This is a genomic window from Pseudomonas sp. W2Aug9 (assembly GCF_023127755.1).
GTDB classification, from domain to species: domain Bacteria; phylum Pseudomonadota; class Gammaproteobacteria; order Pseudomonadales; family Pseudomonadaceae; genus Aquipseudomonas; species Aquipseudomonas synxantha_A.
Window position 1 is genome coordinate 83,263 of sequence record NZ_SPKL01000006.1, and the last position, 25,358, is coordinate 108,620.

Annotated in this window: 21 protein-coding genes; 13 read left to right on the forward strand and 8 right to left on the reverse strand. The window is 60.3% G+C overall.

Features of this window, described 5'->3' with window-relative positions:
* Window positions 1-8 precede the first annotated feature (8 nt).
* From tssG to tssA, 6 genes are read right to left on the reverse strand one after another with little or no spacing between them, the layout of a single operon-like run.
* Complete coding sequence (tssG, locus tag E3O56_RS03450; RefSeq protein WP_032876032.1) at window positions 9-1,022, reverse strand: type VI secretion system baseplate subunit TssG; 1,014 nt, start codon at window positions 1,020-1,022, stop codon at window positions 9-11.
* The gene (gene tssF, locus E3O56_RS03455) at window positions 986-2,773 is read right to left on the reverse strand and encodes a type VI secretion system baseplate subunit TssF (RefSeq protein ID WP_248127866.1); all 1,788 of its coding nucleotides are present in this window, start codon (window positions 2,771-2,773) and stop codon (window positions 986-988) included. Before tssF ends, tssG begins: the two co-directional genes overlap by 37 nt.
* Window positions 2,763-3,164, reverse strand: a complete 402-nt coding sequence (tssE, locus tag E3O56_RS03460) for a type VI secretion system baseplate subunit TssE (protein ID WP_103734348.1) — start codon at window positions 3,162-3,164, stop codon at window positions 2,763-2,765. The genes tssF and tssE overlap by 11 nt, the downstream gene beginning before the upstream one ends.
* A 14-nt stretch (window positions 3,165-3,178) precedes the next feature.
* Window positions 3,179-4,657, reverse strand: a complete 1,479-nt coding sequence (gene tssC / locus E3O56_RS03465; protein WP_248127867.1) for a type VI secretion system contractile sheath large subunit — start codon at window positions 4,655-4,657, stop codon at window positions 3,179-3,181.
* 27 nt (window positions 4,658-4,684) lie between these two features.
* A complete protein-coding gene (gene tssB / locus E3O56_RS03470; protein WP_032876040.1) occupies window positions 4,685-5,182 on the reverse strand; it encodes a type VI secretion system contractile sheath small subunit in 498 nt (165 codons plus the stop codon).
* A gap of 28 nt (window positions 5,183-5,210) precedes the next feature.
* Window positions 5,211-6,764, reverse strand: a complete 1,554-nt coding sequence (gene tssA / locus E3O56_RS03475; protein ID WP_248127868.1) for a type VI secretion system protein TssA — start codon at window positions 6,762-6,764, stop codon at window positions 5,211-5,213.
* Between the two features lie 483 nt (window positions 6,765-7,247).
* Between tssA and E3O56_RS03480 the strand changes: the two genes are divergently transcribed.
* The gene (locus E3O56_RS03480; RefSeq protein WP_005788794.1) at window positions 7,248-7,763 is read left to right on the forward strand and encodes an Hcp family type VI secretion system effector; all 516 of its coding nucleotides are present in this window, start codon (window positions 7,248-7,250) and stop codon (window positions 7,761-7,763) included.
* 53 nt (window positions 7,764-7,816) lie between these two features.
* Here the strand turns inward: E3O56_RS03480 and E3O56_RS03485 are convergent, their stop codons facing one another.
* Entirely contained in the window at window positions 7,817-8,638 is an 822-nt protein-coding gene (locus tag E3O56_RS03485; protein WP_248127869.1) for an aldo/keto reductase, read from the reverse strand.
* A gap of 106 nt (window positions 8,639-8,744) precedes the next feature.
* Here E3O56_RS03485 and E3O56_RS03490 point away from each other — a divergent pair, with 106 nt between their 5' ends.
* The 12 genes from E3O56_RS03490 to E3O56_RS03545 all read left to right on the forward strand — a co-directional run bounded on the left by E3O56_RS03490 (window position 8,745) and on the right by E3O56_RS03545 (window position 24,276).
* On the forward strand, window positions 8,745-9,239 hold the full coding sequence (locus tag E3O56_RS03490) for a DUF1543 domain-containing protein (RefSeq protein WP_228309789.1): 495 nt from the start codon (window positions 8,745-8,747) through the stop codon (window positions 9,237-9,239).
* A 107-nt stretch (window positions 9,240-9,346) separates the two neighbouring features.
* Entirely contained in the window at window positions 9,347-9,628 is a 282-nt protein-coding gene (locus E3O56_RS03495; RefSeq protein WP_005788801.1) for a peptidylprolyl isomerase, read from the forward strand.
* Between the two features lie 130 nt (window positions 9,629-9,758).
* Entirely contained in the window at window positions 9,759-11,618 is a 1,860-nt protein-coding gene (locus tag E3O56_RS03500) for an extracellular solute-binding protein (RefSeq protein ID WP_248127870.1), read from the forward strand.
* Window positions 11,618-12,676 carry a microcin C ABC transporter permease YejB gene (gene yejB, locus E3O56_RS03505; protein WP_032876053.1) on the forward strand — a complete coding sequence of 353 codons (1,059 nt, stop codon included), beginning with the start codon at window positions 11,618-11,620 and terminating at the stop codon, window positions 12,674-12,676. The genes E3O56_RS03500 and yejB overlap by 1 nt, the downstream gene beginning before the upstream one ends.
* On the forward strand, window positions 12,676-13,698 hold the full coding sequence (locus E3O56_RS03510; RefSeq protein ID WP_005788807.1) for an ABC transporter permease: 1,023 nt from the start codon (window positions 12,676-12,678) through the stop codon (window positions 13,696-13,698). The genes yejB and E3O56_RS03510 overlap by 1 nt, the downstream gene beginning before the upstream one ends.
* A gap of 10 nt (window positions 13,699-13,708) precedes the next feature.
* Window positions 13,709-15,280: an ABC transporter ATP-binding protein gene (locus tag E3O56_RS03515; RefSeq protein ID WP_103734350.1), complete on the forward strand. Its 1,572-nt coding sequence runs from the start codon at window positions 13,709-13,711 to the stop codon at window positions 15,278-15,280.
* A 22-nt stretch (window positions 15,281-15,302) separates the two neighbouring features.
* Window positions 15,303-16,706, forward strand: coding sequence for a sigma 54-interacting transcriptional regulator (locus E3O56_RS03520; protein WP_103734351.1), 1,404 nt, complete (start codon window positions 15,303-15,305; stop codon window positions 16,704-16,706).
* A gap of 280 nt (window positions 16,707-16,986) precedes the next feature.
* Window positions 16,987-18,378, forward strand: coding sequence for a GntP family permease (locus E3O56_RS03525; RefSeq protein WP_005788811.1), 1,392 nt, complete (start codon window positions 16,987-16,989; stop codon window positions 18,376-18,378).
* A gap of 7 nt (window positions 18,379-18,385) precedes the next feature.
* Window positions 18,386-19,159, forward strand: a complete 774-nt coding sequence (locus tag E3O56_RS03530; protein WP_248127871.1) for a 3-hydroxybutyrate dehydrogenase — start codon at window positions 18,386-18,388, stop codon at window positions 19,157-19,159.
* 163 nt (window positions 19,160-19,322) lie between these two features.
* Window positions 19,323-21,278, forward strand: coding sequence for an acetoacetate--CoA ligase (locus E3O56_RS03535; RefSeq protein ID WP_248127872.1), 1,956 nt, complete (start codon window positions 19,323-19,325; stop codon window positions 21,276-21,278).
* 141 nt (window positions 21,279-21,419) lie between these two features.
* Entirely contained in the window at window positions 21,420-23,957 is a 2,538-nt protein-coding gene (locus E3O56_RS03540; RefSeq protein ID WP_248127873.1) for a PAS domain-containing protein, read from the forward strand.
* 43 nt (window positions 23,958-24,000) lie between these two features.
* On the forward strand, window positions 24,001-24,276 hold the full coding sequence (locus E3O56_RS03545) for a peptidylprolyl isomerase (protein WP_003174397.1): 276 nt from the start codon (window positions 24,001-24,003) through the stop codon (window positions 24,274-24,276).
* A gap of 109 nt (window positions 24,277-24,385) precedes the next feature.
* Here E3O56_RS03545 and E3O56_RS03550 read toward each other — a convergent pair whose 3' ends face one another.
* Window positions 24,386-25,291: a sugar kinase gene (locus E3O56_RS03550; protein ID WP_248089746.1), complete on the reverse strand. Its 906-nt coding sequence runs from the start codon at window positions 25,289-25,291 to the stop codon at window positions 24,386-24,388.
* Window positions 25,292-25,358: the final 67 nt, after the last annotated feature.

Here is a 25,358-nt window from a genome sequence, read left to right on the forward strand (position 1 = left end):
CATGATCATCAACCCCTGTGAAAATTGCTGGCAAGCGTAACCACGCCGTCGGCCTGTTCATGCGCCAGCCAGGTGGTCCAGCCCAGGCGGCAAAGCGTGTTTTCGCCGATGTGCAACGGCCTGACCTCGCCCGGCGCCAACGTCAGGCGCAGGTCGTATTCCAGAGGGTCGCGCAGGGTCAGTCGCACCAGCGCGCACAGCCGCTGGTACGCCTCAGCGATAGGCAGAAAATCATGGAAACGCTGCCAACCCAGCGCCAGAAGATGCACCCTGAACTTACCGCTGCGGTCAGCGATGCGATGCCCCAGGACAAGGTCCTGACCAAGGGCACTGTTGGCCCGCCCCAGATGATTGCATTGCAACTGGCTGACCTCGACCGTGCGCTCCACCCATTGCTCGATAAACAACGCGTCGTGCTTGAAGTAGTAACGCAGGACAGCCTCGATCAGCGCAGCCGAGTGCACTCGCAAACTCAGCAGGCCCAGATAAGGCAGCAGGCGCTTGCAATCAAGCTGCGAAGCACTGCGAATTGCGCTGTCGCCCAGCCCCATCAAGGCAAACATCTGCTCGGAAAACCTGTCGTTAGCACCTGCCCGGAAACACGCCCGATAACGGTATTTGCGCCAGATCGGCAACATCAAGCGCTGCAGGCGATGATGGAACAGATCAAGGAAATCTCGAGTCGGGTTGCCGCCCGAACGCTCGGCAAACGCTTGCTCGGCGTAAAACGCAGGTAGCGGCGAGCCAGCACCGAATAACCCCAATACGTTGAGACGCAAGCGAGCGCGCAAGGCCCCGTGCTCGCTGAAAAACTCCACACGGTCGATATCGTGCGCGGCAAACCCAAAACCGGGGTTGGCCTGGAACTCCAATTGGTCATACAGCGCCTCGTCATCCAGCAGCGGATGAGCCTCGCGCAGTCGTTCGATGACCTGCACAATCGCCTGAAATAGCGTGTACTCACGAATCACACGGCAAAGTTGAGTCAAAACAGCGGTTGCTGCCCCATCCGGGATGGCCATAGGTACACGTCTCCTTGTGTGCTGATGACCCGCAACTCGTGATACGAATTGAGGCTTGCATAGAGCGCAAAGAACTGATTGAGAACAGAGGCGAATACAAACAGATCGCCCTGACCGACAAAGCCCTGGGAATCAACGGTCAGCTCGACCTGCAAGCCTCGAACAGGCAGACCGCGGTGCAGACGGTCCACTGCCTCATGGCGAATGGAGCGCAAAGCGCTCAACCTTTTCTGACTGACCTTCAGCGCCTGTCGATCGTGATAGCGCGGCAAGTCGTAGGTTTGGAGTATCACTTTCAAGGCATTGATATCGGTCAACGACAGATAGTTGACTGACATATTGCTGATGAGCTTCCACAAAAAATCCTGGTCCAGTGGCGGCGCAAAGCTCGCGGTGGGCGTGGTGATGTTGCAAAACCCCAATGACTCCGGGGTCTGTTCCCCGGGCAGGGTGATTTCGCCTGCACGAAGTTGGCGCGGCAGGTTGCAATTGGTACAGGTCAGTTCGACCGACAGGGTTTCCTGGCCCTGTTCGCGGCGGCTGGGGAATCCCATCCAGGTATCAAGCCCGCCATGCTGTACCGACGAACGCTGGCGAATGCTGTAACTGGAGGGGGCCGCCATAGCCTCGTGATCGCCGTCATGTTCAAACGACTCGAACGGCACATAGGTCTGGTAGCCCAACCCGCCGGGGCGCCACCCGGTGACCTGGTCCACGGAAAACACACTGGCATTGCCCGGCGTATATTCCCCAGGTACCAACAGGTACTCATCCTGTTTACCGTCCAGGCGAATGGGGATCGCATCCTGTTTGAACAGGTTGACGATGGGCGTGCAATACAGCTTCACGTTGTCCAGGGTTGGACGCAGGGGATCACGGCCCTGGGTGTGAAGTTCGAAGCGCATCACCATGCCATGCGCCTCCCGGAGCAGCTCGTCAGGCAGCGTGTGCACCACGTTCAGCCCTTCGACGTCGACAAACAGGTATTTCTCGGGAAAAGCGAAGTACTCCTGCAGATGCCGATAACCATCGAAGGTGTTCTGCGGATAAGGAATCAGCGCCTGCTCCGGGGAAAACCCCACTGGCTGGACCTGGCCGGCACTGAGGCGCAGCGTTACAGGTTGCCCGTCGCGGGTCCTCACCGGTACACCCTCGTGATCCAGCAGCGACAGGCAGATACTGTCGACATGGCGCAACAGGCTGAGGTACAGGCCCTGACTGATGTAGTGGTCGCCAGCCAAGTGCAGCCTCAGCGAATCAAATGCCAACTCACTGAAGTTACCTTGGGTACTCATGGTCAGTTGCAATTCCAGCCAGGCCCCCTCGCCCTGGCAGCGGTATTCCAGGCCACTGAGTTGCAGGGGCATGATGTCGGTGGCATAGCATGTGCGGAACCGGCAACGCTCACCCTTGGTGGGAGCGCTTTCCACGGCGGTGTCCCGGGCCACTCGAACACTGGGGCCGGCACGTTTCAAGGGGTCGAATTGCAGGATGCTGAAGGCCGGTGTTGGCCGCATGTAATGGGGCCATAACAAGTGCATCAACGAATGCGTCAGCTCCGGCAGTTCGTCATCCAGCTTTTGTCGCAGGCGAGCGGTCAGAAATGCAACCCCCTCCAGTAAACGCTCGACATCCGGGTCCTGGCCGGCCTCAGCAAGAAACGGCGCCAGAGCTGGATTGCGCTCGGAAAAACGCCGCCCTTGTTGGCGCAGCGCGCTGAGTTCACTTTGAAAGTAGCGGTTAAACGTCATGGACGAAAACCTCTACCCGCCCGGCTTGCGCAAGACGGGCCTGAAACACGACCGGTTGCAGGACGCCGTCGATAACTCGCTCAGCTTCAATTGCAAATGCCAGGACCAGGGACCCACGCACATCGGGCAACAGCCTGACATGCACATTCGCCAGTCGCGGTTCGTAGGCCTGGATAAAACGCTCGATATGCAGCCGCGACTGAGTCAATGATTCATGCAGGCTCAGTCGCATGTCGTTGAGATCAGGCAAACCATAATCAGCCAGTGTCTGGACACTGCCCGCACGTGTGCTGAGCATTTTCCCCAGATGTGCGGCGATGGACGCCACAGGACACCCTTGCGTCGATGCACCGTATTCAAGACGCTCGAAAAGGCTGTTGTGCTGAATCATGCCCTGGCCTCTGCTCATTCTTTATCGAGCTTGCCAACCAGGGACAAGGTGAAGTCTGCCCCCATGTACTTGAAATGCGGGCGCACTGTCACGTGGACGCGGTACCAGCCGGGCTCGCCCTCGACATCACTGACGACGATGCGCGCGGCACGCAGTGGGCGCCGTCCACGCACTTCGGCGCTGGGGTTTTCCTGATCCGCCACATATTGGCGAACCCACTTGTTGAGTTCCTGCTCAAGGTCCGTGCGCTCTTTCCAAGCGCCCAACTGTTCGCGTTGCAGAACCTTGAGGTAATGGGCCAGGCGGTTGACCACCATCATGTAGGGCAATTGGGTGCCCAAGCGGTAATTCAGTTCTGCCGCCCTGCCTTCTTCACTGATGCCAAAGGATTTGGGCTTTTGCACGGAGCTGGCGGAAAAGAACGCTGCATTGTCGCTGCCCTTGCGCATGGTCAAGGCGATGAACCCTTCTTGCGCCAGCTCGTATTCGCGCCGATCCGATACCAGCACTTCGGTAGGGATCTTGGTTTCAATCTCGCCCATGCTCTGGAAGTGATGCAGTGGGAGGTCCTCGACGGCCCCGCCGCTTTGCGGCCCGATGATATTCGGGCACCAGCGAAAGCGAGCGAAACTGTCTGTCAGGCGTGTGGCAAAGGCATAGGCGGTATTGCCCCACAGGTAATGCTCGTGGCTGTTAACCACGTTTTCCTGATATGCAAAGGTCTTGACTGGGCACTCAAGGGGGTCATACGGGGTGCGCAACAGAAAGCGCGGGACAGTAAGGCCAATGTAACGGGCGTCTTCGCTCTGGCGAAAGCTTTGCCATTTGGCAAACTGCGGCCCTTCGAAATGATCCCGCAGGTCTTTCAGGTCGGGCAGCCCGGTGAAGCTTTCCAAGCCAAAGAAACTCGGCCCCGCCGCAGCAATAAAGGGGGCGTGAGCCATGCTGGCGACGCTGGAGGCGTATTGCATCAGCTTTACATCGGGCGCACTGGGCGAGAGAAAATAATTGGCAATGATCGCACCCACCGGCTGCCCACCGAACTGACCGTATTCAGCGCTGTAAACATGCTTGTAAAGCCCGGACTGAGTGATTTCCGAGGAATCCTCGAAATCATCCAGCAGGTCTTCGCGTGAGACATTCAACAGCTCGATCTTGATGTTCTCGCGAAAATTGGTGCGGTCGACCAGCAACTGCAACCCCCGCCAGGAAGCTTCCAGCGCCTGGAAGTCGGGATGGTGCAGGATCTCATCCATTTGCTGGCTGAGCTTGGTATCGATTTCGGCGATCATCCGGTCGACCAGGCGTTTCTTTACCGGTTCGTCACGGTTGTGTGGCTTGAGCAGCTCCGCGATAAACGCCGATACGCCGCGCTTGGCGATGCCGTAAGCCTCGTCGTCGGCGCTCAGCAATGTCTGGGCGGTGATGTTGTCGAGGATGCTGCAGGTGTGGATAGTCTGTACCGATTGCAGCTCGTGTTGAATCGTGGTCATGGTATCAGTGTCCTTTTACTGAAAATGTCAGGCGTCTGGGCTGGGCAGCCCAAGCTCGGCCAGAACTCGTGCGCGGGAATCACCATGGGTCAATGCCTGCTCGATCGCCTTGCGAAAGCTTGGGGTGTTGCCCAATGGTCCCTTGAGCGCCACCAGTGCTTCACGCAGTGCCATCAGCTTTTGCAACTCCGGGATCTGCTCGACAAGATTCGCGGGATTGAAGTCTTTCATCGCGTTGATGCGAACCTGGATCGCCAATTCTTCCACGTCGGCTTGATCCTGGAGGCGATTGGGTACGTTCAGCGTCAGGCTCACTGCTTGCTTGGCCAACACCTCGTCGAGGGTGTGCTTGTCGATACCGATGGGCTTGCGATCTTCCAGCTTGCGCAGGTCCGCACGTTTGGAAAAATCCCCCAGCACCAGCAGCTTCAACGGTAGCTCGACCTCTTCCTGGGCACCGCCGAGGGCGGGTTTGAAGGTAATATTGATACGTTCCTTGGGGGCTACCGAACCGTCTTTGGCCATGGTGCTTTTCCTTTTATTTAATGAGGCGCTATTGAAGTACTGCTTCCAGGTCGAAATGACACAACCGGCGATGCAGGGCATCCTTGCCGTCGCGTATGGCTTGGCTTTGAGGTAGCAGGTCGTAGCAGCGGTACAGGAGCTGAGCGACTTGCAGGGCCAACGCCGGCTCCCAACTTTCCAGGCCCGTGCGCTGTAATTGAAGATCGAGTTGCTCCAGCTGGATCCTGGCCAGCTCGTGTTTGCCGGCCGCCATGCACAGCCTGGCCAGCGCCAGGCGCCAATGAAAACGGCAGCGATCACTGACCGCGCCCTGCAAGCCTTGCTTGATCACACCCACCGCGGCTTTGAGCCCGTCCTTGCGCAGACAAGGCATTACCGCGTCCAACGCCGCGTCCCAGGGTTGGGTCGTCAGGTCGGTCACGACTTCACTGGGCGCAGGCTTGCGCACATGGCGCATCACGTGCAGCGCAATCCACTCGGCTGTCGCAGTGTCGGCAAAGGGGGTGCCGTCGTCGAAGCGGTACTCCGTCAGGTTTGGCAGGCGCTGCAGCAGCAGCGCGAAATGTATCTCCAGTTCGGCCATGGCCAGGTCCGCGTGCAAGCCGTCCAGACACTCCCAGGCCATGCGCAAACCATCGAACCAGAACAACGCACCGGCCAGACTGACTTCCAGTTCGAACAGCACATCGGCGTAATGGCCTTGGCTCAAGCGCTCCTGATAACGCTTGAGCTTGTCGGCGGCCAATGGGCGCAGCGCGGTTATGCGTTCACTGTTGGCGTCGGGGTAGTTGACGAGCATCAGCCATGCCAAGGTTCGGCCCAGGCGCAAAGCCCGCAGGTCGGTGGCGTTCTGACGCAACCACCAGGCGCATAAAGGCCGGGCCTGTTCCTGTAATGAGCGCAGTAATTTGTGCGCCTCTTTTTCGCTGTTGACCGATTGCTCGGGGGTGGGCAACTGGACCGCCGCTTGCCTCACGCCGGGAATAGCACCCGCGCGCCCATCAGCTTCTGGCGCCCCTTGCGCGGCATCGGCCAGGCGCTCCGCCAATTGCCGTCGAATCGGCAGCAGCACGGGAGCATCACTCCCCAGATGTTGGGCCCATAGTTGGTCCAGATGTTCGAGGTGTTCCAGCAACGCTTGAAATAAAGGCTGTTGATCATTGAGCGAGATTTTTTTTGCAAACGCTTGCTCAAGGCGCGACACCAACCAGCCAAACGCTGCAACGCGGGTACGCAGTTTGCCAGGGTAGACGTGCACCCAATGGTGCTCGCAGAGCTCACGCAGCACACCGAGGCCGGCCAGCAATCCAGCCAATGAATCACGCTGATACAAGGCCCAGGTCAACCAGCAGGCGACACGCAGATCCTTGGAGTGCTCACGCAGCAGGCATTCGCTGATTTCGCTGACCCGCTGCCAATCCGGCAGCCCATTGCCATGAACCGACTGCGCTTTGCCAAGTTCGCCTTCCAGCGCTTCGAACTCGTTGGAAAAGCGCATATCAATGCCCACGAAACTACCTGGCGAACAGGCTGCTCGTGCAAGTAGCAAATAATCGGCATACAGTTCTTTTGAATGACTCATTTTCGGCCGCACACAACCATCCAAGGCAAAATAGGCAAACTTAACGCCATTAAAGTACGTATCAGAGAGCCCTTAAGTTCCGTTCAAACATATCGAGACACAAGAACCTTAGCCATGCATAAAGCAATGAGCAAGCGACGGACCAAAACTTAAGAAACATCCTACGCGCCGCTATAATCTTGGCCTGCGCAGCTATTTGCGCACACATTCGAGTAACAACAACTCTGTTAGCTCGGCCAGCCGTATACTTCACCGTAAAAACACGTGAGCAACTAAGTGCGCATCGATGCGCAACTTTTATAACTAAAAACAGCCCATAGCCCGGAATAAAAACCCAATACGCAGCGCACCAAACAGTGCTCGCCCTTATTTCATTGAACTTCACACTTTCAGGCACGCTTCTTGTTATAGGTTATAGGCACCTACCCGTTCAGCCATTTCGCTGTTCGGCAAAACCTACTCAACCCGGCAAGGAAACCAATCATGCCAACACCCGCGTACCTCTCCATCACCGGAGTCAAACAAGGTTTGATCACGGCAGGCACATTTACTCAGGACTCGGTAGGCAACATTTATCAGGAAGGTCATGAGGATCAGATACTGGTCCAGGCGTTTGCCCATCAGGTGATCATTCCTCGCGATCCGCAATCGGGCCAGCCGACAGGTCAGCGCGTGCACAAGCCGCTGATGATCAGCAAGGTTTTCGATAAATCGTCACCGCTGCTATTCAGCGCCCTGACCAGCGGTGAAGAAGTCTCCTGCCGCCTCGAATGGCTGCGCACCTCGTCCGCCGGAACCCAGGAGCACTACTTCACCATTGAACTGGAGGGTGCGACTATCGTGGACATCCAGTCACGCATGCCCAACTGCCAGGACCCCGACAACGCCCACTTCACTCATCTGGAGGATGTGCACTTCACCTATCGCAAGATCATCTGGACTCACGAAGTGGCCGGAACTTCCGGCTCGGACGACTGGCGCAGCCCAGTGGCCGGCTAACCACGGCTAGAGCGGGAACAGCTGCCAGGGAAGGCGCCGTTCCTGCTGGCCGGTTACACCATCGCCAATGGGTGCTTACGCTTGGGCGCTGCGAACACACGATCGATAGCGTCCAGGTCATGTTCATCCAACACCAGCTTCGCAGCTGCGGCGTTGAGTCGGATGTGTTCAGGTGTGACCGCCTTGGGGATTGCGATGACACCCTCCTGGCGCAGGACCCACGCCAGCGATACCTGGGCCGGTGTGACCTCATGGCGACGTGCGATCTGCTTGAGGGTCGGGCTCGACAGCAGCTCACCACCCTGGGCGATGGGACAATAAGCCATCAGTGGCAAATGATGCTGTTGCCACCATGGCAACAGGTCGAACTCGATCCCGCGCTCTTCAATGTTGTAGAGCACTTGATTGGTCGCACATGCAGGGGATGCGAGCTCCTGCAGGTCTGCCACATCAAAGTTGGAAACACCCCAGCGGCCGATTTTGCCGGCCTCGCGCAAACGCTCGAACGCTTCGACAGTTTCTTCAAGTGGGTACTGGCCGCGCCAGTGCAACAGATACAAATCAATGTAATCGGTGCCAAAGCGCTGAAGGCTGGCTTCGCAGGCGCGAGGCACCCCCTTTTGGCTGGCGTTATGCGGATAGACCTTGCTGACCAGAAATACCTGGTCGCGCTTGCCACGAATCGCCTCTGCGACCACCTCTTCGGCACCGCCGTCGCCATACATCTCGGCGGTATCGATGAGCGTCAGGCCCTCATCGATACCCAGTTGCAGCGCAGCAACTTCGGCGCGGCGCCGGCTTGGGTCTTCGCCCATGCGCCAGGTCCCCTGGCCGATGACAGGGACGGGAACACCGGCCAGATCAATGGTACGCATGACAACCTCCTGGTGAGTGTGCTGATTAACAATGTGGCATTGAGCGGACAAAAGGGTTCAATCGCAGTATGGTTGCCCTTTCGCCAGTCGCCAGGAATCACCGGTAATGCTGTTTGTCGTCATGCTCGGGGGCAAGCATCCACGGGCAAAAATCGAAGTACACGATGTAGTGTTCGCCATGGCGGATACGTTGCAGGCCAGCTACCCGCAATTGCGCGACGCCTGGTTTGGCAGCCCCAAGGGTGTGCACATCGACTCATGGATGGCGGTCGACGGCGTCGACGGCTGGAAAGTTGAACTGAGCCATCTGGCGCCTCATGGCGACGCGCCCCGCCTGTACTTCATCAACCTCGGTGGCTATGAAGCCCATAGTTTCGGCGAGGCCCATCACTACCTGCTGGTAGTCGCTCGTAACAAACAGCAGGCCATGAGCCAGGGCAAGCAGCAGATGCTGCGCCACTGGTCCCAGGCCCACACCGACGGCGTGCTGGATATTGACGACTGCCTGCCGATCGACTTGGTGGACGGCCGTTACATCCACCTGGTGCAGGGGCCGCACCAACCGATCGTGCAGCGCAACGACTACATCGTGTTGCCTTGAACCGCCACGCTGAAAAAGGCAGGACTGAACAACAGCGGAACTTTGCCAGGAAATAACCGCCTGAATCCGGTACGCTCACCGTTTTTTTACTCTAGGAGTTATTCCCCATGGCCAAAGCCACCGCCCGTCACATCCTCGTTTCCACTGAAGACAAGTGCAACGAACTCAAGGCCCAAATCGAAGGCGGCGCTGATTTCGCAGAAATCGCCAAAGCCAATTCGTCCTGCCCATCCAGCCGCCAGGGCGGTGATCTGGGTTCGTTCGGCCCAGGCCAAATGGTCAAGGAATTCGACACTGTCGTATTCAGCGCCCCGGTCAATACCGTGCAGGGCCCGGTGAAAACCCAGTTCGGTTATCACCTGCTGGAAGTCACCAGCCGCCAGGATTGATTCAATCGGCGCAGATGCGATAAACAACGGCCCGCCCTTTGGCGGGCCGTTGTGCATGTGATGACTGGCGATGCCCAGGCCGTTAGCGTACAAATCCCTATTCTTCTTAACCCGGCGTTCAAGGCTGATAATGCGATTGGCTTTTTCATCTCTGCTCTGCTCCACCCTGGCCCTGCTGATGGCCAGCACTGCGGCGATCGCGGCCCCGCAAACCTACCTGACGGTTTACGGCGAGCCCGCCAAGTACCCCGCCGGTTTCAGCCACTTCGACTATGCCAACCCCAACGCGCCCAAGGGCGGCAGCCTGCGGCGCTCGGCGCTGGAGGTCGGGCGGTTTGATCATGTGCTGCCGTATATCGACAAAGGTATTGGCGTGTCTCAGGTCGACGGCTGGGTGTATGCGCCCCTGGCGCTGCGCTCGCTGGATGAGCCCTACACCGTTTATGGCCTGGTGGCAGAAAAAATGGAGCGCGCCGACGACGGCCTGTCGCTACGTTTCTACCTCAATCCCAAGGCGCGTTTCGCCGACGGTACCCCGATTACAGCCGAAGACGTGCGCTACAGCTTCGATCTGCTGATGACCCAAGGCAGCCTGCGCTTTCGCACGTTGTTTGCCGACGTCAAGCACGTCGAAGTCGAAGGCGAGCGTCAGGTACGCTTCGACTTCTCCAGCAACGACAACCGCACCCTGCCCCTGGATATCGCCACCTTGCCGGTGTTCCCGGAGCATTGGTGGAAGACCCGCGACTTTGCCAATGGCGGCGGCTACGAAGCCCCGCTGGGCAGCGGCCCGTACAAGGTCAGCAAGATCGACGCCGGCAGCACCATCACCTTTACCCGCGATCCGGATTGGTGGGGCAAGGATTTGCCGGTCAGCCGTGGCCTGTACAACTTCGATCACCTGAGCCTGGAATACTTCGGCGACACCGAAGTGGCGCGCCAGGTGCTGCGCGGCGGCGCCTACGACTTCAACCGTGAATTCTCCGCCACCGGCTATTCCATCGGCTACAACGGCCCGGCGCTGGACGATGGTCGCCTGCAGCGCGCACACCTGGCCAAAGAGATGCCGCAACCGGCCCAAGGCTATGTGTTCAACGTGCAGAAGCCGATTTTCAAAGATCGCCGCGTGCGCCAGGCCTTGGCGATGCTGTGGGATTTCGAATGGGCCAACCGGCAAATGATGCGCAACCTGTACATCCGCCAGCAAAGCTACTTTTCCAACAGCCCGCTGGCGGCCAGCCAATTGCCGACCCAGGAAGAACTGGCGATCCTGGAACCGTTGCGCGGGCAAATCCCGGATGAAGTGTTTACCCAGGTATTCAAGGCCCCGGTCACCGACGGCAGCGGCATGATCCGCGATAAACAACTGCAAGCCCTGGCACTGCTTGAGGACGCTGGCTGGAAACCGGTGGGTGACAAACTCGTCAACGCCCAGGGCGAGCCGCTGGAGTTCACCTTCCTCAACGTCCAGAACGGGCTTGAGCGCCTGTTGCTGCCCTACAAGCGCAACCTGGCGCAGATCGGCATCACCCTCAATATCCGCCGCATCGACTCGTCGCAGTACGTGAACCGCCTGATGGCCCGTGACTACGACATGATCGTCACCGGTTTTCCGGTCACCACCTCGCCCGGCATGGAGCTTTACAACTACTTCGGCTCCGCCGCTGCGTTCGATCCGGGCGCCAACAACTACATCGCACTCAAGGATCCGGCCGTCGATACGCTGATCAACGGTTTGGTGAAGGCCGACACCCAGGCGCAGATGCTCACCTACGCCCACGCCCTGGACCGTGTGCTGCAATGGAATTACCTGTGGATCCCCAACTATTACCCCCCGGGCACCTCCGCCGCGTGGTGGAACCGTTTCGGCCGCCCGGCGATCGAGGCGAAGAATGACGAAGCCCTGGAAACCTGGTGGGAAGTCAGCCCCACGCCACTGACTAACGAGCAAATGCAGGCCGAGCTGAAAAAACGCGGAGGAGCCCGTTGATGTTTGCCTATATCGTACGGCGCCTGCTGCTGATCATCCCGACGCTGGTGATCATCCTGCTGGTGAACTTCGTGATCGTGCAGGCCGCGCCCGGCGGGCCGGTGGAACAGGCCATTGCCCATCTGCAAGGCATTGGCGGCGGCGGTGTAGCGGGCGCATCCGGCGAAGGTATCAGCGGCTCCCGGGCCAGTCGTGGCCTGGACCCGAAGCTGATCAAGGACATCGAAAAACAATACGGCTTCGATAAGTCCGCACCGGAACGCCTGTGGCTGATGCTCAAGAACTACGCCCAGCTGGACTTCGGCAACAGTTTCTTTCGCGGCGCGACGGTAACCGACCTGATCCTGGAAAAGATGCCAGTTACCATTTCCCTTGGCCTGTGGGCGACGCTGATCACCTACCTGGTGTCGATACCCTTGGGGATACGCAAGGCCGTGCGCCATGGCAGCAGCTTTGACATGTGGAGCAGCACGGCCATCGTGATCGGTTACGCGATGCCGGCGTTCCTGTTTGCGATGTTTCTGATTGTGGTATTCGCCGGCGGTACGTCGCTGAACTGGTTCCCGGTGCGCGGGCTGGTGTCGGAAAACTTTGCCGAACTGAGCACCGTGGGCAAGGTTGCCGACTATTTCTGGCACCTGGTTTTGCCGGTGACGGCGCTGGTGATCGGCGGGTTTGCCACCTTGACCATCCTCACCAAGAACTCGTTCCTCAATGAGATTACCCGCCAGTACGTGGTGACCGCCCGTGCCAAGGGCCTGAGCGAACGCCGGGTGCTGTATGGCCATGTGTTTCGCAATGCCATGCTGCTGGTGATCTCGGGGATTCCCCAAGCGTTTATCAGCGTATTTTTTGCCGGCTCACTGCTGATCGAAGTGATCTTCTCCCTCGACGGCCTGGGCCGCATGAGCTACGAGGCGGCAGTGTCCCGTGACTACCCGGTGGTATTCGGCTCGCTGTTTATCTTCACCCTGTTCGGCCTTTTGATAAAACTCATCGGTGACCTCTGCTACACCCTGGTGGACCCGCGTATCGACTTTGCTGCGAGGAACGCCTGATGCTTGACCTGTCTCCCGTTGCGCGTCGGCGTTTCGAACGCTTCAAGAAAAACCGGCGTGGCTGGTGGTCGCTGTGGTTGTTTATCGGCCTGTTTATCCTGACGCTGGGCGGCGAGTTGATCGCCAATGACAAACCCTTGGTGCTCAGTTTCAAGAACGAACTGTATTTCCCGGTGTTCAAGCGCTACACCGAACAGCAGTTCGGCGGGCAGCTGCCGTTCCAGGCCGATTACCGCAGTGACTATGTGCAAAAGCTGATCAAGCAGGACGGCGGCTGGATGCTGTTCCCGCCGATTCCCTTCAGCGACGACACCCCCAATTATGAGCTGACCCGCCCTGCCCCGAGCCCACCGTCGGCGGTGAACTGGCTGGGCACCGATGACCAGTCCCGCGATGTACTGGCGCGGGTGATCTTCGGCGCAAGGGTGTCGATCCTGTTTGCCCTGGCCTTGACCGCCATCAGCGCCGCCATCGGCATTGCCGCCGGGGCGTTGCAGGGCTACTACGGCGGCTGGGTGGATTTGCTCGGGCAGCGCATTCTGGAGGTGTGGTCCGGCCTGCCGGTGCTGTACTTGCTGATTATCCTGTCGGGGTTCGTCGAGCCGAATTTCTGGTGGTTGCTGGGGATCATGGCGCTGTTTTCCTGGCTGGCGCTGGTGGATGTGGTGCGCGCCGAGTTCCTGCGCGGGCGCAACCTGGAGTACGTCAAGGCCGCGCGCGCCCTGGGCCTGGGCGACGCCAAGATCATTCGCCGGCATATCCTGCCCAATGCCATGACCGCGACGCTGAGCTATCTGCCGTTTATCTTGACCGGGGCGATATCCACCTTGAGCGCCCTGGATTTCCTCGGCTTCGGTATGCCGGCTGGCAGCGCGTCCCTGGGTGAGCTGATCGCCCAGGGCAAGCAGAACCTGCAAGCCCCCTGGCTGGGCCTGACCGCGTTTTTCACCTTGGCGCTGATCCTGTCGTTGCTGGTGTTTATCGGCGAGGCGTTGCGTGACGCCTTCGACCCTCGCTCATGAGTAATTGCCTATGAACCTGATCGAAATCCGCGACCTGTGCGTCGCGTTCAGCGGCCAGACCGTGGTACGCAATCTGAGCCTGGATGTGCGCCCCGGCGAGTGCCTGGCGCTGGTGGGTGAGTCGGGCTCGGGCAAGTCAGTGACCGCCCATTCAATCCTGCAACTGCTGCCGCAAGCCGGTACCGAAACCACGGGCTCGATCAAGTATCGTGGCCAGGAGTTGATCGGTGCAGCGCCGTCTACCCTGCAAAAACTGCGCGGTAACCGAATTGCGATGATCTTCCAGGAGCCGATGACGTCCCTGAACCCGTTGCACAGCATCGAAAAGCAAATCGGCGAAACCTTGCTGCTGCACAAGGGCCTGGGCGGCAAGCAGGCGCGGGCGCGGATTCTCGAACTGCTGGAGCTGGTGGGTATCCAGAAACCCCAGGAACGGCTCAAGGCCTACCCGCATCAGTTGTCCGGCGGCCAGCGCCAGCGGGTGATGATCGCCATGGCCCTGGCCTGCGAGCCGGAGTTGCTGATTGCCGACGAGCCCACCACCGCGCTGGACGTGACCGTGCAGCGCAAGATCCTGCTGCTGCTCAAGTCTTTGCAGCAACGCCTGGGCATGTCGCTGCTGCTGATCAGCCATGACCTTAACCTGGTGCGCAGTATCGCCCAGCGGGTCTGCGTGATGCGCGCCGGGGAAATTGTCGAGCAGGCTGACTGCCAGACCTTGTTCACGGCCCCACAGCACCCTTACAGCCGCCTGCTGCTGGACGCCGAGCCCACGGGCGATGCGCTGTGCAGCGATGCGCGCGAGACGGTGTTGCAAGTAGACAACCTCAACGTCGATTTCCCCTTGGGCGGCGGGTTGTTTCGGCGCAAGACCTGGCTGCGTGCGGTCGACGGCATCAGCCTCAGCGTGCAGCGCGGCAAGACCCTGGGGATTGTCGGTGAGTCCGGCTCAGGCAAATCGACGTTGGGCCAGGCGATCCTGCGTTTGCTTGACTCCACCGGCAGCATCCGCTTCCAGGGTGAGGCCCTCGACCCGCTCAACCATCAGCAGATGCGCCCGTGGCGCAAGCAGATGCAGGTGGTGTTCCAGGACCCCTATGGCAGCCTCAGCCCGCGCATGTCGGTCGAGCAGATCATCAGCGAAGGCCTGGAAGTGCATGCGCCATGCAGCCTGGCCGAGCGCGATGCCCAGGTGATCCAGGTGCTCAAGGACGTGGGCCTCGACCCCGCCAGCCGGCATCGCTACCCCCATGAGTTTTCCGGTGGCCAGCGCCAACGCATCGCCATCGCCCGCGCCCTGGTGCTCAAACCGGCGCTGATGCTGCTCGACGAACCCACCTCGGCCCTGGACCGTACGGTGCAGAAACAAGTGGTGGCGTTGCTGCGTGAACTGCAGGACAAATATGGCCTGACTTACCTGTTTATCAGCCATGACCTGGCCGTGGTGCGCGCCATGGCCCATGACATGATCGTGGTCAAGGATGGCAAGGTAGTGGAGCGCGGTGCCAGTCATGATGTGTTTGATTCGCCCCAGCACCCCTATACCAAAGAACTGCTGGCTGCAGCGCACATCCCTTTGTGATGATCAACAGGATTCTGCCTCCATGAGTACCAGCCTCAAGGATTATCAACACGTTCGCGGCCTGGCCATTCAGTCGTTGTTCGAGATCATCGAGCAGTCCAGCGAAGGCACGGTCATCGTCGACCGCGACGCGAACATCGTGTGGATGAACGAGCGCTACGCCAGGCGTTTCGGCCTGCACAGCGCCGATGAGGCCATCGGCCAGCCCTGCGAGCAGGTGATTTCCAATAGCCTGTTGCGCCAGGTGGTGCACAACGACCGGCCGATACTGCTGGATATCCAGGACACCCCCAAGGGCCCGCTGGTGGTGATGCGCCTGCCAATCCACGATGATGCCGGAGCGGTGATCGGCGCGATTGGCTTTGCGCTGTTCGATGAGTTGCGCAACCTGTCACCGCTGATCGAGCGCTACCTGAGCATGCAGCAAGAGCTGGCCTCGACGCGCTCGCTGCTGCGCTCGCGGCAAAGCAAATACAACTTCGCGCATTTTATCGGCACCAGCGCTGCCAGCCTGGAGGTCAAGCGCCGGGCGCGGCGCAGTGCGAGTGCCGAGTCGCCAGTGTTGCTGCTGGGGGAAACCGGCACCGGCAAGGAACTGCTCGCCCAGGCTATCCACGGTGCGTCACCGCGGGCGCACAAAGCCTTCGTGAGCATCAACAGCGCCGCGATTCCCCACGATCTGCTCGAAGCAGAGTTCTTCGGCACCGCACCCGGTGCATTTACCGGCGCCGACCGCAAGGGTCGCCCCGGCAAGTTCCAGATCGCCCAGGGCGGCACGCTGTTTCTCGACGAAATTGGCGACATGCCGCTGCCGCTGCAAAGCAAATTGCTGCGGGTGTTGCAGGAAAAAGAATTCGAACCGGTGGGCTCCAACGAGATGCTGCACAGCGATGTGCGGGTGATTGCCGCGACATCCATGGACCTGGAGGCAGCGATCAAACGTGGCGAGTTTCGTGCGGATTTGTATTACCGCCTCAACGTACTGCCGATCCAGGTACCGCCGTTGCGTGAACGGCTGGAGGATATTCCAGCGCTGAGCGAGGCGATCCTCGAAGAGTTGCGCAGCCAGCACGAACTGGACCCTGAGGCGCTGGTGTTGCTCGCACAACATGCATGGCCGGGCAATATCCGTGAACTGCGCAATGTGCTGGAGCGGGCGGCGTTGCTCAGTGATGACCTGATGTTGAATGCCGCGCAGGTTCGTGCAGCGATTGGTACGTTCAGCCCAGTAGTCCGTGGCCCGGTGGACGCGATCGAGGGTGAAACCTTTGCGGCGGCGCGGGAGCGGTTTGATCGGCAGGTGATTGGGGCGGCGTTGCAGGCGTGTACCGGGAATGTGGTAGAGGCCGCCAGGCAGTTGGGGCTTGGACGGTCGACGCTGTACAAGAAAATGGTGGCGCTGGGGCTAACTCAGTCTCCATATTGAGACCCAATTCTCAATACAAAGACAATCCATTGTGAGAGGGGCTTGCTCCCGATGGCAGCCTGTCAGGCTGAGCATCTGTACCTGACCCACTGCTCTCGGAAGCAAGCCCCCTCCCACATTAGGTATTTGCTTGTCTCAAAATAGAGATAAAATTTCAAAGCGCTGTTGAAAATTCTGAAAATATTGTTGTTTTTCAAATAGTTAATAACATGGCACACATCTAGCTATAGCCCTCCCACCGCTTCACCCCACAACAATAACAATCCGATGGAGACACACCATGAGTGTGATCATTGCCCTGGCCGCGCTCGCGCTGCTGATGCTGGCTGCGTACCGTGGCTACAGCGTTATCCTGTTCGCCCCCATCGCCGCCCTCGGCGCGGTGCTGCTCACCGACCCATCAGCCGTCGCCCCCGCCTTTACCGGGGTGTTCATGGAAAAGATGGTCGGTTTTATCAAACTGTACTTCCCGGTGTTCCTGCTCGGCGCAGTGTTCGGCAAGCTGATCGAGTTGTCGGGTTTCTCGCGCTCGATCGTGGCGGCTGCGATCCGCTTGCTGGGCACGCGCCAGGCAATGCTGGTGATCGTGCTGGTCTGCGCCCTGCTCACCTACGGCGGCGTGTCGCTGTTCGTGGTGGTGTTTGCGGTTTACCCGTTCGCGGCGGAGATGTTTCGCCAGAGCAATATCCCCAAGCGCCTGATCCCGGCAACCATCGCCCTCGGCGCGTTCTCGTTCACCATGGACGCCCTGCCCGGCACGCCGCAGATCCAGAACATCATCCCCAGTACCTTCTTCAACACCACTGCCTGGGCGGCGCCGTGGCTGGGGCTGATCGGCACGATCTTCGTGTTTTGCACCGGTATGCTCTACCTGGCCCGCCAGCGCAACAAGGCCCAGCGGGCCGGGGAAGGTTATGGCACCGAGTTGCGTAACGAGCCGGAAACCGCCGAGAACCTCAGCCTGCCCAATCCCTGGATCGCGCTGTCGCCGTTGATTCTGGTCGGGGTAATGAACCTGCTGTTTACCCACTGGATCCCGCAGTGGTACGGCAAGACCCACAGCCTCAGCCTGCCAGGCATGAGCGCGCCGGTGACCACCGAAATCGCAAAGCTCACCGCGATCTGGGCGGTGCAGGCGGCGTTGCTGGTGGGGATTATCGTGGTACTGGTGTTCGGCTTCTCCGCGATCAAAAGCAAGCTGGCCGAAGGCAGTAAAAGTGCGGTCAGCGGCGCGCTGCTGGCGGCAATGAACACCGCCTCGGAATACGGCTTTGGCGCAGTAATCGCCTCGCTGCCAGGCTTTCTGGTACTGGCGGACTGGCTCAAGGGCATCCCCAACCCGCTGGTCAACGAAGCAATTACCGTGACCCTGCTGGCGGGCATCACCGGCTCGGCTTCCGGCGGCATGAGCATTGCCCTGGCGGCGATGTCCGAGAGCTTTATTTCAGCGGCCCATGCGGCCAATATCCCTCTTGAAGTGCTGCACCGGGTCGCGGCCATGGCCAGCGGCGGCATGGACACCCTGCCCCACAACGGCGCGGTGATCACGCTGCTGGCGGTCACCGGCTTGACCCACCGCGAAGCCTACAAGGACATTTTCGGCATCACGATTATCAAGACCCTCGCGGTGTTCGTGGTGATCGGTACTTTCTATGCCACCGGTATTGTGTGAGGTTTTCATGACGACTTTGAATGGCAAGACCGCCCTGGTCACCGGCTCCACCAGCGGCATCGGCTTAGGGATAGCATTGAGCCTGGCCAAGGCCGGCGCCAACCTGATTCTCAACGGCTTTGGCGACGCCAGCACGGTGATCGCCCAGGTGCAGGCGTTTGGTGGCAAGGTCGGGCATCACCCGGCGGATGTCAGCGACCCGGCGCAGATCGCCGACATGCTCGCCTACGCCGAGCGCGAGTTCGGTGGCGTGGATATTCTGGTCAACAATGCCGGCATCCAGCATGTGGCGGCGGTGGAAGACTTCCCGGTGGAGCGCTGGGACTCGATTATCGCGATCAACCTGTCCTCGGTGTTCCACAGCACACGTTTGAGCTTGCCGGGCATGAAGGCCAAGGGCTGGGGGCGTATCGTCAATATCGCCTCGGTGCACGGCCAGGTCGGCTCAGTGGGCAAGGCTGCGTATGTGGCGGCCAAACATGGCGTGATCGGCCTGACCAAGGTGGTGGGCCTGGAAACCGCCACCAACAATGTGACCTGCAATGCGATCTGCCCGGGCTGGGTGCTGACGCCGCTGGTGCAGAAGCAGATTGATGATCGCGTGGCCAGTGGAGTCGACCCGCAACAGGCGCAGCAGGATTTGCTGGCTGAAAAACAGCCGTCCCTGGAGTTTGTGACGCCGTCGCAGCTGGGTGAGCTGGTGTTGTTTTTGTGCAGCGAGGCTGGCGCCCAGGTGCGCGGTGCGGCGTGGAATATCGACGGTGGCTGGCTGGCCCAATAACCCCCCCAGACACCGGAGATCAAAATGTGGGAGGGGGCTTGCTCCCGATAGCAGTGTGTCAGGGTAAACATCTGTAACTGAACCACCGCTATCGGGAGCAAGTCCCCTCCCACATTGGAACGCTATTGTTTGGAAGACCGATACTAGAACAAGAGATTTCGCTATGTCCGACATCCTCTGGCAACCCTCGCCCGAACGCATCGCCAACACACGGATGGACCAGTTCCGCCGCTTCATCAACCAACGCCACGGCCTGCACCTCCACGACTACCCTGCCCTGCACCAATGGAGCATCGACCAGCGCCCGGACTTCTGGCAGGCGATTGTGGCGTTCTTCGACGTGCAGTTTCGCAGCCCGCCCAGCGTCACACTGATCGAAGACATCGAGATGCCCAGCGCCCAATGGTTTCCCGGCGCCACCCTGAACTTTGCCGAACACCTGTTGCGCCGCCGCGACAATCATCCTGCGGTGGTGGCTGTCAGCGAAGACGGCCAACGTGAACAACTGAGCTATGCGCAACTGGCGGAACACGTTGCCGGCCTGCAAAAAAGCTTGCGGGCGGCCGGGGTTGGCATGGGTGACCGGGTGGCCGCGTGCATGCCCAACACCTGGCAAACCCTGGTGGGTATGCTTGCCACCACCAGCCTCGGCGCGATCTGGTCATGCTCTTCGCCGGATTTCGGCACCCAGGGCGTCATCGATCGATTCGGCCAGATCGAACCCAAAGTGCTAATTACCTGCGCCGGCTACCGCTATGCAGGCAAAAACATCGACCAGAGCGCCAAGCTCAATGAAATCCTCGCGCGCCTGCCCTCCCTGCAACAGCTGATCATCGTGCCGTACGCCCGGCCTCAGGCACAGGTCGACGATTACCTGAGCCAAGCCCGGGTCACGCTGTGGGACGACTTCTATCAGGCCGGCGGCGTGCCTGAATTTGTCGCAGTGCCGTTCGATCATCCGCTGTATATCCTCTATTCCAGCGGCACCACCGGCATCCCCAAATGCATCATCCATGGCACCGGCGGCGTGCTGCTCACCCACCTCAAGGAACACGGCCTGCACGCCGACCTGAGCCGCGAGGACTGCCTGTTCTACTACACCACCTGCGGCTGGATGATGTGGAACTGGCTGGTGTCGGTGCTGGCGATGGGCGCCACGGCGGTGCTGTATGACGGCTCACCGTTCCACCCCGGCCCCGAGCGTTTGATCGACTTGATCGATGCGGAAAAAATCAGTGTATTCGGCACCAGCCCGAAATTCCTCGCTACCCTGGAGAAAGCCGGGTTGCGGCCACGCCTGAGCCACGACCTGAGCAGCCTCAAAGGCCTGATTTCCACCGGCTCGCCGCTGTCACCCCAGAGCTACGACTATGTGTACCGCGAGATCAAGAACGAGCTGTGCCTGTCGTCGATGTCCGGTGGCACCGATATCGTCTCCTGCTTCGTGATCGGCAACCCGGTGCTGCCGGTGCGACGCGGTGAAATGCAGTGCAAGAGCCTGGCCATGGCCATCGAGGTGTGGGACGACCAGGGCCGGCCGCTGATCGGGGAAAAAGGCGAACTGGTTTGCACCCGGCACTTTCCGGCCATGCCCATTGGGCTGTGGAACGACCCGAACCAGCACAAGCTGCGCGCCTCCTATTTCAGCCAGTTCCCCGGCGTATGGGCCCAGGGTGACTATGCCGAGCAGCGGGCCAATGGCAGCCTGCTGATTCATGGGCGCTCAGACGCGGTGCTCAACCCTGGCGGCGTACGCATCGGCACCGCCGAGATATACCGCCAAGTGGAAAAAGTCCCACAGGTGCTGGAAAGCCTCGCCATCGGCCAACGCTGGCAGGACGATGTGCGTGTGGTGCTGTTTGTGCGCCTCAATGACGGCGTCGAGCTGGATGAGGCGCTGCAACAGCAGATCCGCCAGGTAATCCGTGCCAACACTACGCCGCGCCACGTACCGGCCAAGATCCTCGCTGTCACGGATATCCCTCGCACCATCAGCGGCAAGATCGTGGAGTTGGCGGTGCGCAACGTGGTACATGGGGAGCCGGTAAAGAACACCGATGCCCTCGCCAATCCCGAAGCACTGGAGCAGTTTCGCCGACGCCCTGAACTGGATTTTTAGATGAAAGGTTTCAGCGCTGAACCGCTGTTTTGAAGAAAAGCCGTCAATGCGTGCTATTTTTCCGGGGTAGTCATCCATTGATGATCCTTGGGACAATGGATGTGGTCATTTTTCAAAGCGTCGTGTTCAGGGCTTTTTTTCATGAATGGAACATCCACCGGTAGCGAAGCCGCTGCATTGATCAAGCGGCTGGACTGGGCGCAAAGCCCCCTCGGTGAGGCCACTGATTGGCCGCAGAGCCTGCGCACCGCCGTCGATATTGTCGTGCATTCGCCGATGCCGATGGTGCTGTTGTGGGGCCCGCAACTCATACAACTTTATAACGATGGCTTCGCCCAACTGGTGGGCAACAAGCACCCCGGCGCCCTGGGCCAACCTGCGCACCAGACCTGGCCGGAGCTGCAAAGCTTCGCCGCGCCGGTGTACGACGCGGTGCTCGGCGGCCAGGTGCGCACCTTCAGCGAGCAGCGTTTTGTCTTGCAACGCGAATGTCGCGACACCGAAATCTGGCTCGACCTGACCTACAGCCCGGTGCGCGACGAAAGTGGCCAGGTGGCAGGCATCCTGGTCACCGCCATCGAAACCAATGAACGGCGCAGCAAAACCATGGAACTGCAGCAGCGTTCCGAAGCGAGCCTCAAGGCCCAGCACAACACCGAGCAGCGCCTGCAACTGGCACTGGCGGCGACCGATGCCGTGGGCACCTGGGACTGGGACATCGGTGAAGACCACTTTATCGCCGATGCACATTTCGCCTACCTGCACGGTGTCGACCCGAGTGACGCCGGCCTGCTGCCCATCAGCGCCTATCTGCTCGGCGTACATCCCGAAGACCGTGGCATGGTCACGCGCAGCATCAAGCATTGCATCACCTTCGGCACTGAATACGCCGAGGAGTACCGCCTGCTGCAAGCCGACGGCCAAGTGCGCTGGGTGTTTGCCCGTGGCCGCTGCTACAAGGACCAACAAGGCCGACCCGCACGCTTCCTCGGTGCCGCGCTGGACCTCACCGAGCGCAAGCACACCGAACAGGCGCTGCGCCAGAGCCAGACCGAGCTGCAACTGATCATCAACGCCATGCCGGTGCTGATCGGCTACGTGGACCATGAACAGCGCTTTCGCCTGAACAACAGCGCCTACCTCGACTGGTACGGCAAGACGCCCCAGGAGCTGTACGGCAAGACCATCCGCGAAGTGCTCGGTGATGAGGTGTATGCCGGACGAATAGACAAGATCGAAGCGGCCCTGAACGGCAAGGCGTGCAGCTTCATGACCCTCACGCCCCATCGCGACGGCCGCCCGCGCCACGCGTTGATGAAGTACCTGCCGCGCTTCAGCAATGATGGTTCGGTGAATGGCTTCTACATTTTTGTCATCGACGAGACCGAACGCAAACTCACCGAGGAAGCCCTGCGTCATCTCAACGAGAACCTCGAAGAGCGTGTGGCCCAGCGTACCCAGGCGCTGGCCGAGGCCAACCAGCGCCTGCAGAACGAGATGTTCGAGCGTGAACGCGCCGAAGACGCCCTGCGCCATGCGCAGAAGATGGAAGCGGTGGGCCAGCTCACCGGCGGTATCGCCCATGACTTCAACAATATGCTCACCGGCATCATCGGCAGCCTGGACCTGATGCAGCGCTATATTGCCGCCGGGCGCAGCGATGAGATTGGCCGCTTTGCCGATGCCGCCGTATCCTCGGCCCATCGCGCCGCCGCCCTCACCCACCGCCTGCTGGCGTTTTCGCGGCGCCAGTCGCTGGACCGCCGCCCCACCGATCCCAACCAGCTGGTGGCATCCCTGGAAGATCTGTTCCAGCGCACCAAGGGCGCGCATATCGCGCTCAAGGTGCAACTGGGCAAGGACATCTGGCCGGTGAACACCGACGCCAGCCAATTGGAAAACGCCCTGCTCAACCTGGTGATCAACGCCCGCGACGCCATGCCCGACGGCGGCGAGTTGCTGATCGAAACCGCCAACAGCTACCTGGACGGCACCGACATCACCACCCTGGAGCCGGTCAAGGCCGGCGACTACGTGATGCTCGGCGTGAGCGACAACGGCAGCGGCATGGCGCCGAAAATCCTCGCCAAGGCATTCGACCCGTTCTTCACCACCAAGCCTATCGGCCAAGGCACCGGCCTTGGGCTGTCGATGATTTACGGCTTTGCCCAGCAGTCCGGCGGCCATGTAACGATCCAGAGCGAACCGGGCCAGGGCACCTGCGTGCGCCTGTACCTGCCGCGCCTGCACGGCACCGCACTGGAAAGCGACCTGCCCGTCAGCCTCACCGAAGCCCCGGTGGCCCTGGCCGGTGAAGCCGTGGTGGTGGTCGAGGACGACCCCGCAGTGCGCATGTTGGTGGTCAACGTCCTCGATGAACTGGGCTATACCGCGCACCAGGCGGCCGACGCCCGTGCCGCGCTACCGCTGCTGGAGTCGGATTTGCGCGTGGATTTGCTGGTGACCGACGTCGGCCTGCCGGGCATGAACGGCCGGCAACTGGCGGAAATCGCGCGCCAGCATCGCCCCTGCCTGCGGGTGTTGTTCATGACCGGTTATGCCGAGAAAGCCGCTGAGCGCCAGGGCTTTTTGGAAGACGGCATGGACATGGTCGCCAAGCCCTTTTCGATCGACCTGCTGGCCACCAAAATCCGCAGCATGATCGGCGGCGAGGCCTGAGTTCAGGCATAATCGCGCGCCGTCGCACACCTGGTAGAGATCAATGAAAGCCCAAGCCCGTCATATCCTGGTGAAAACCAGCGAAGAAGCCGAACAACTCAAGCAGCGCATTGCCAAGGGCGAAGCCTTTGACGTACTGGCCAAGAAGTACTCCACCTGCCCGTCGGGCAAGCGTGGCGGCGATCTGGGCGAAGTGCGGCCCGGGCAGATGGTGGGCGCGATTGATGCGGTGATCTTCAAGAAGCCGGTGAAGGTGGTGCACGGGCCGATCAAGAGCAAGTTTGGCTATCACCTGGTGCAGGTGTTTTACCGGGATTGAGCACTTGGCTCCAGACGCTATCGCGGGCAAGCCAGCTCCCACATTTAACGGTGTACACCCGGCAAAATGTGGGAGCCGGGCTTGCCCGCGATCCGCCGCAGGCGGCCATTCACCTCGGTATCAGCGCCCCCGGCAGCTGAATCACCCGACTCGCCAGCCGATGCCCCGCCAATGCAGCCTCTTGCGGCGAGCCACCTTTGAGCCGCCCGGCCAGATACGCCGCACTGAACGAATCTCCCGCCGCCGTAGTGTCCACCACCTTTTCCACCTTCAACGCCGGCACCGCAAAACGCTCTCCCGCACAGCGAATCAAACACGCATCCGCGCCACGCTTGAGCACCACTTCTGCAATCGATGGATAGGCCGCAAACACCTGCTCGCTGTCCTCATAGCCAAACAACGCGTGCTCGTCATCCTCGGTCAACAAGGCTATATCCACTTCGGCCAACACCTTGCGATAAGCCGCACGGGCCGCTTGCACATCGGCCCATAGCCGTGGCCGGTAATTGTTATCGAACACCACCTTGCCACCTCGGCGGCGGGTTTCGACCAGGGTGTCCAGCAAGCGCTCGCGCCCAACCTCGCCCAACACCGCCAGGGTAATGCCGCTGAAATACACCACGTCATAGTCCGGCAACGCTGCCAGGATCGGCTCGGCCGCAGGCGTGGTAAAGCAGTCACGCACAGCCGCTTCGTTGCGCCAGTAAAGAAACTTGCGCTCGCCACTGGCGTCGGTCTGGATGCAGTACAAACCCGGCAGACGCCCGGGCAGGCGCTGGACCATGCCCAGGCCAAGGCCCTCGGTTTGCCACTGCTGGCACATGGCGTCGCTGAAACTGTCATCGCCCAAGGCGGTGACGTAGTCGACGCTGGCGCACTCGCCCAGCTCACGGCGCAGGTACACCGCCGTGTTCAGGGTGTCGCCGCCGAAGCTCTGGTGCAGGCTGCCGTCGGCGCGGTGTTGCAGTTCGATCATGCATTCGCCGATAAGGGCGATGCGGGGTTGGGTGGTCATGGCTGCTGTCTCGGTGGGGCTGATGGCCTCATCGGGGGCAAGCCCCCTCCCACAGGGGAATGCATTC

Bases quoted from the DNA above. Each gene is read 5' to 3' on its own strand.
- tssG (WP_032876032.1), bottom strand. From the start codon at position 1,022: ATGGCCATCCCGGATGGGGCAGCAACCGCTGTTTTGACTCAACTTTGC.
- tssF (WP_248127866.1), bottom strand. From the start codon at position 2,773: ATGACGTTTAACCGCTACTTTCAAAGTGAACTCAGCGCGCTGCGCCAA.
- tssE (WP_103734348.1), bottom strand. From the start codon at position 3,164: ATGATTCAGCACAACAGCCTTTTCGAGCGTCTTGAATACGGTGCATCG.
- tssC (WP_248127867.1), bottom strand. From the start codon at position 4,657: ATGACCACGATTCAACACGAGCTGCAATCGGTACAGACTATCCACACC.
- tssB (WP_032876040.1), bottom strand. From the start codon at position 5,182: ATGGCCAAAGACGGTTCGGTAGCCCCCAAGGAACGTATCAATATTACC.
- tssA (WP_248127868.1), bottom strand. From the start codon at position 6,764: ATGAGTCATTCAAAAGAACTGTATGCCGATTATTTGCTACTTGCACGA.
- E3O56_RS03480 (WP_005788794.1), top strand. From the start codon at position 7,248: ATGCCAACACCCGCGTACCTCTCCATCACCGGAGTCAAACAAGGTTTG.
- E3O56_RS03485 (WP_248127869.1), bottom strand. From the start codon at position 8,638: ATGCGTACCATTGATCTGGCCGGTGTTCCCGTCCCTGTCATCGGCCAG.
- E3O56_RS03490 (WP_228309789.1), top strand. From the start codon at position 8,745: ATGCTGTTTGTCGTCATGCTCGGGGGCAAGCATCCACGGGCAAAAATC.
- E3O56_RS03495 (WP_005788801.1), top strand. From the start codon at position 9,347: ATGGCCAAAGCCACCGCCCGTCACATCCTCGTTTCCACTGAAGACAAG.
- E3O56_RS03500 (WP_248127870.1), top strand. From the start codon at position 9,759: ATGCGATTGGCTTTTTCATCTCTGCTCTGCTCCACCCTGGCCCTGCTG.
- yejB (WP_032876053.1), top strand. From the start codon at position 11,618: ATGTTTGCCTATATCGTACGGCGCCTGCTGCTGATCATCCCGACGCTG.
- E3O56_RS03510 (WP_005788807.1), top strand. From the start codon at position 12,676: ATGCTTGACCTGTCTCCCGTTGCGCGTCGGCGTTTCGAACGCTTCAAG.
- E3O56_RS03515 (WP_103734350.1), top strand. From the start codon at position 13,709: ATGAACCTGATCGAAATCCGCGACCTGTGCGTCGCGTTCAGCGGCCAG.
- E3O56_RS03520 (WP_103734351.1), top strand. From the start codon at position 15,303: ATGAGTACCAGCCTCAAGGATTATCAACACGTTCGCGGCCTGGCCATT.
- E3O56_RS03525 (WP_005788811.1), top strand. From the start codon at position 16,987: ATGAGTGTGATCATTGCCCTGGCCGCGCTCGCGCTGCTGATGCTGGCT.
- E3O56_RS03530 (WP_248127871.1), top strand. From the start codon at position 18,386: ATGACGACTTTGAATGGCAAGACCGCCCTGGTCACCGGCTCCACCAGC.
- E3O56_RS03535 (WP_248127872.1), top strand. From the start codon at position 19,323: ATGTCCGACATCCTCTGGCAACCCTCGCCCGAACGCATCGCCAACACA.
- E3O56_RS03540 (WP_248127873.1), top strand. From the start codon at position 21,420: ATGAATGGAACATCCACCGGTAGCGAAGCCGCTGCATTGATCAAGCGG.
- E3O56_RS03545 (WP_003174397.1), top strand. From the start codon at position 24,001: ATGAAAGCCCAAGCCCGTCATATCCTGGTGAAAACCAGCGAAGAAGCC.
- E3O56_RS03550 (WP_248089746.1), bottom strand. From the start codon at position 25,291: ATGACCACCCAACCCCGCATCGCCCTTATCGGCGAATGCATGATCGAA.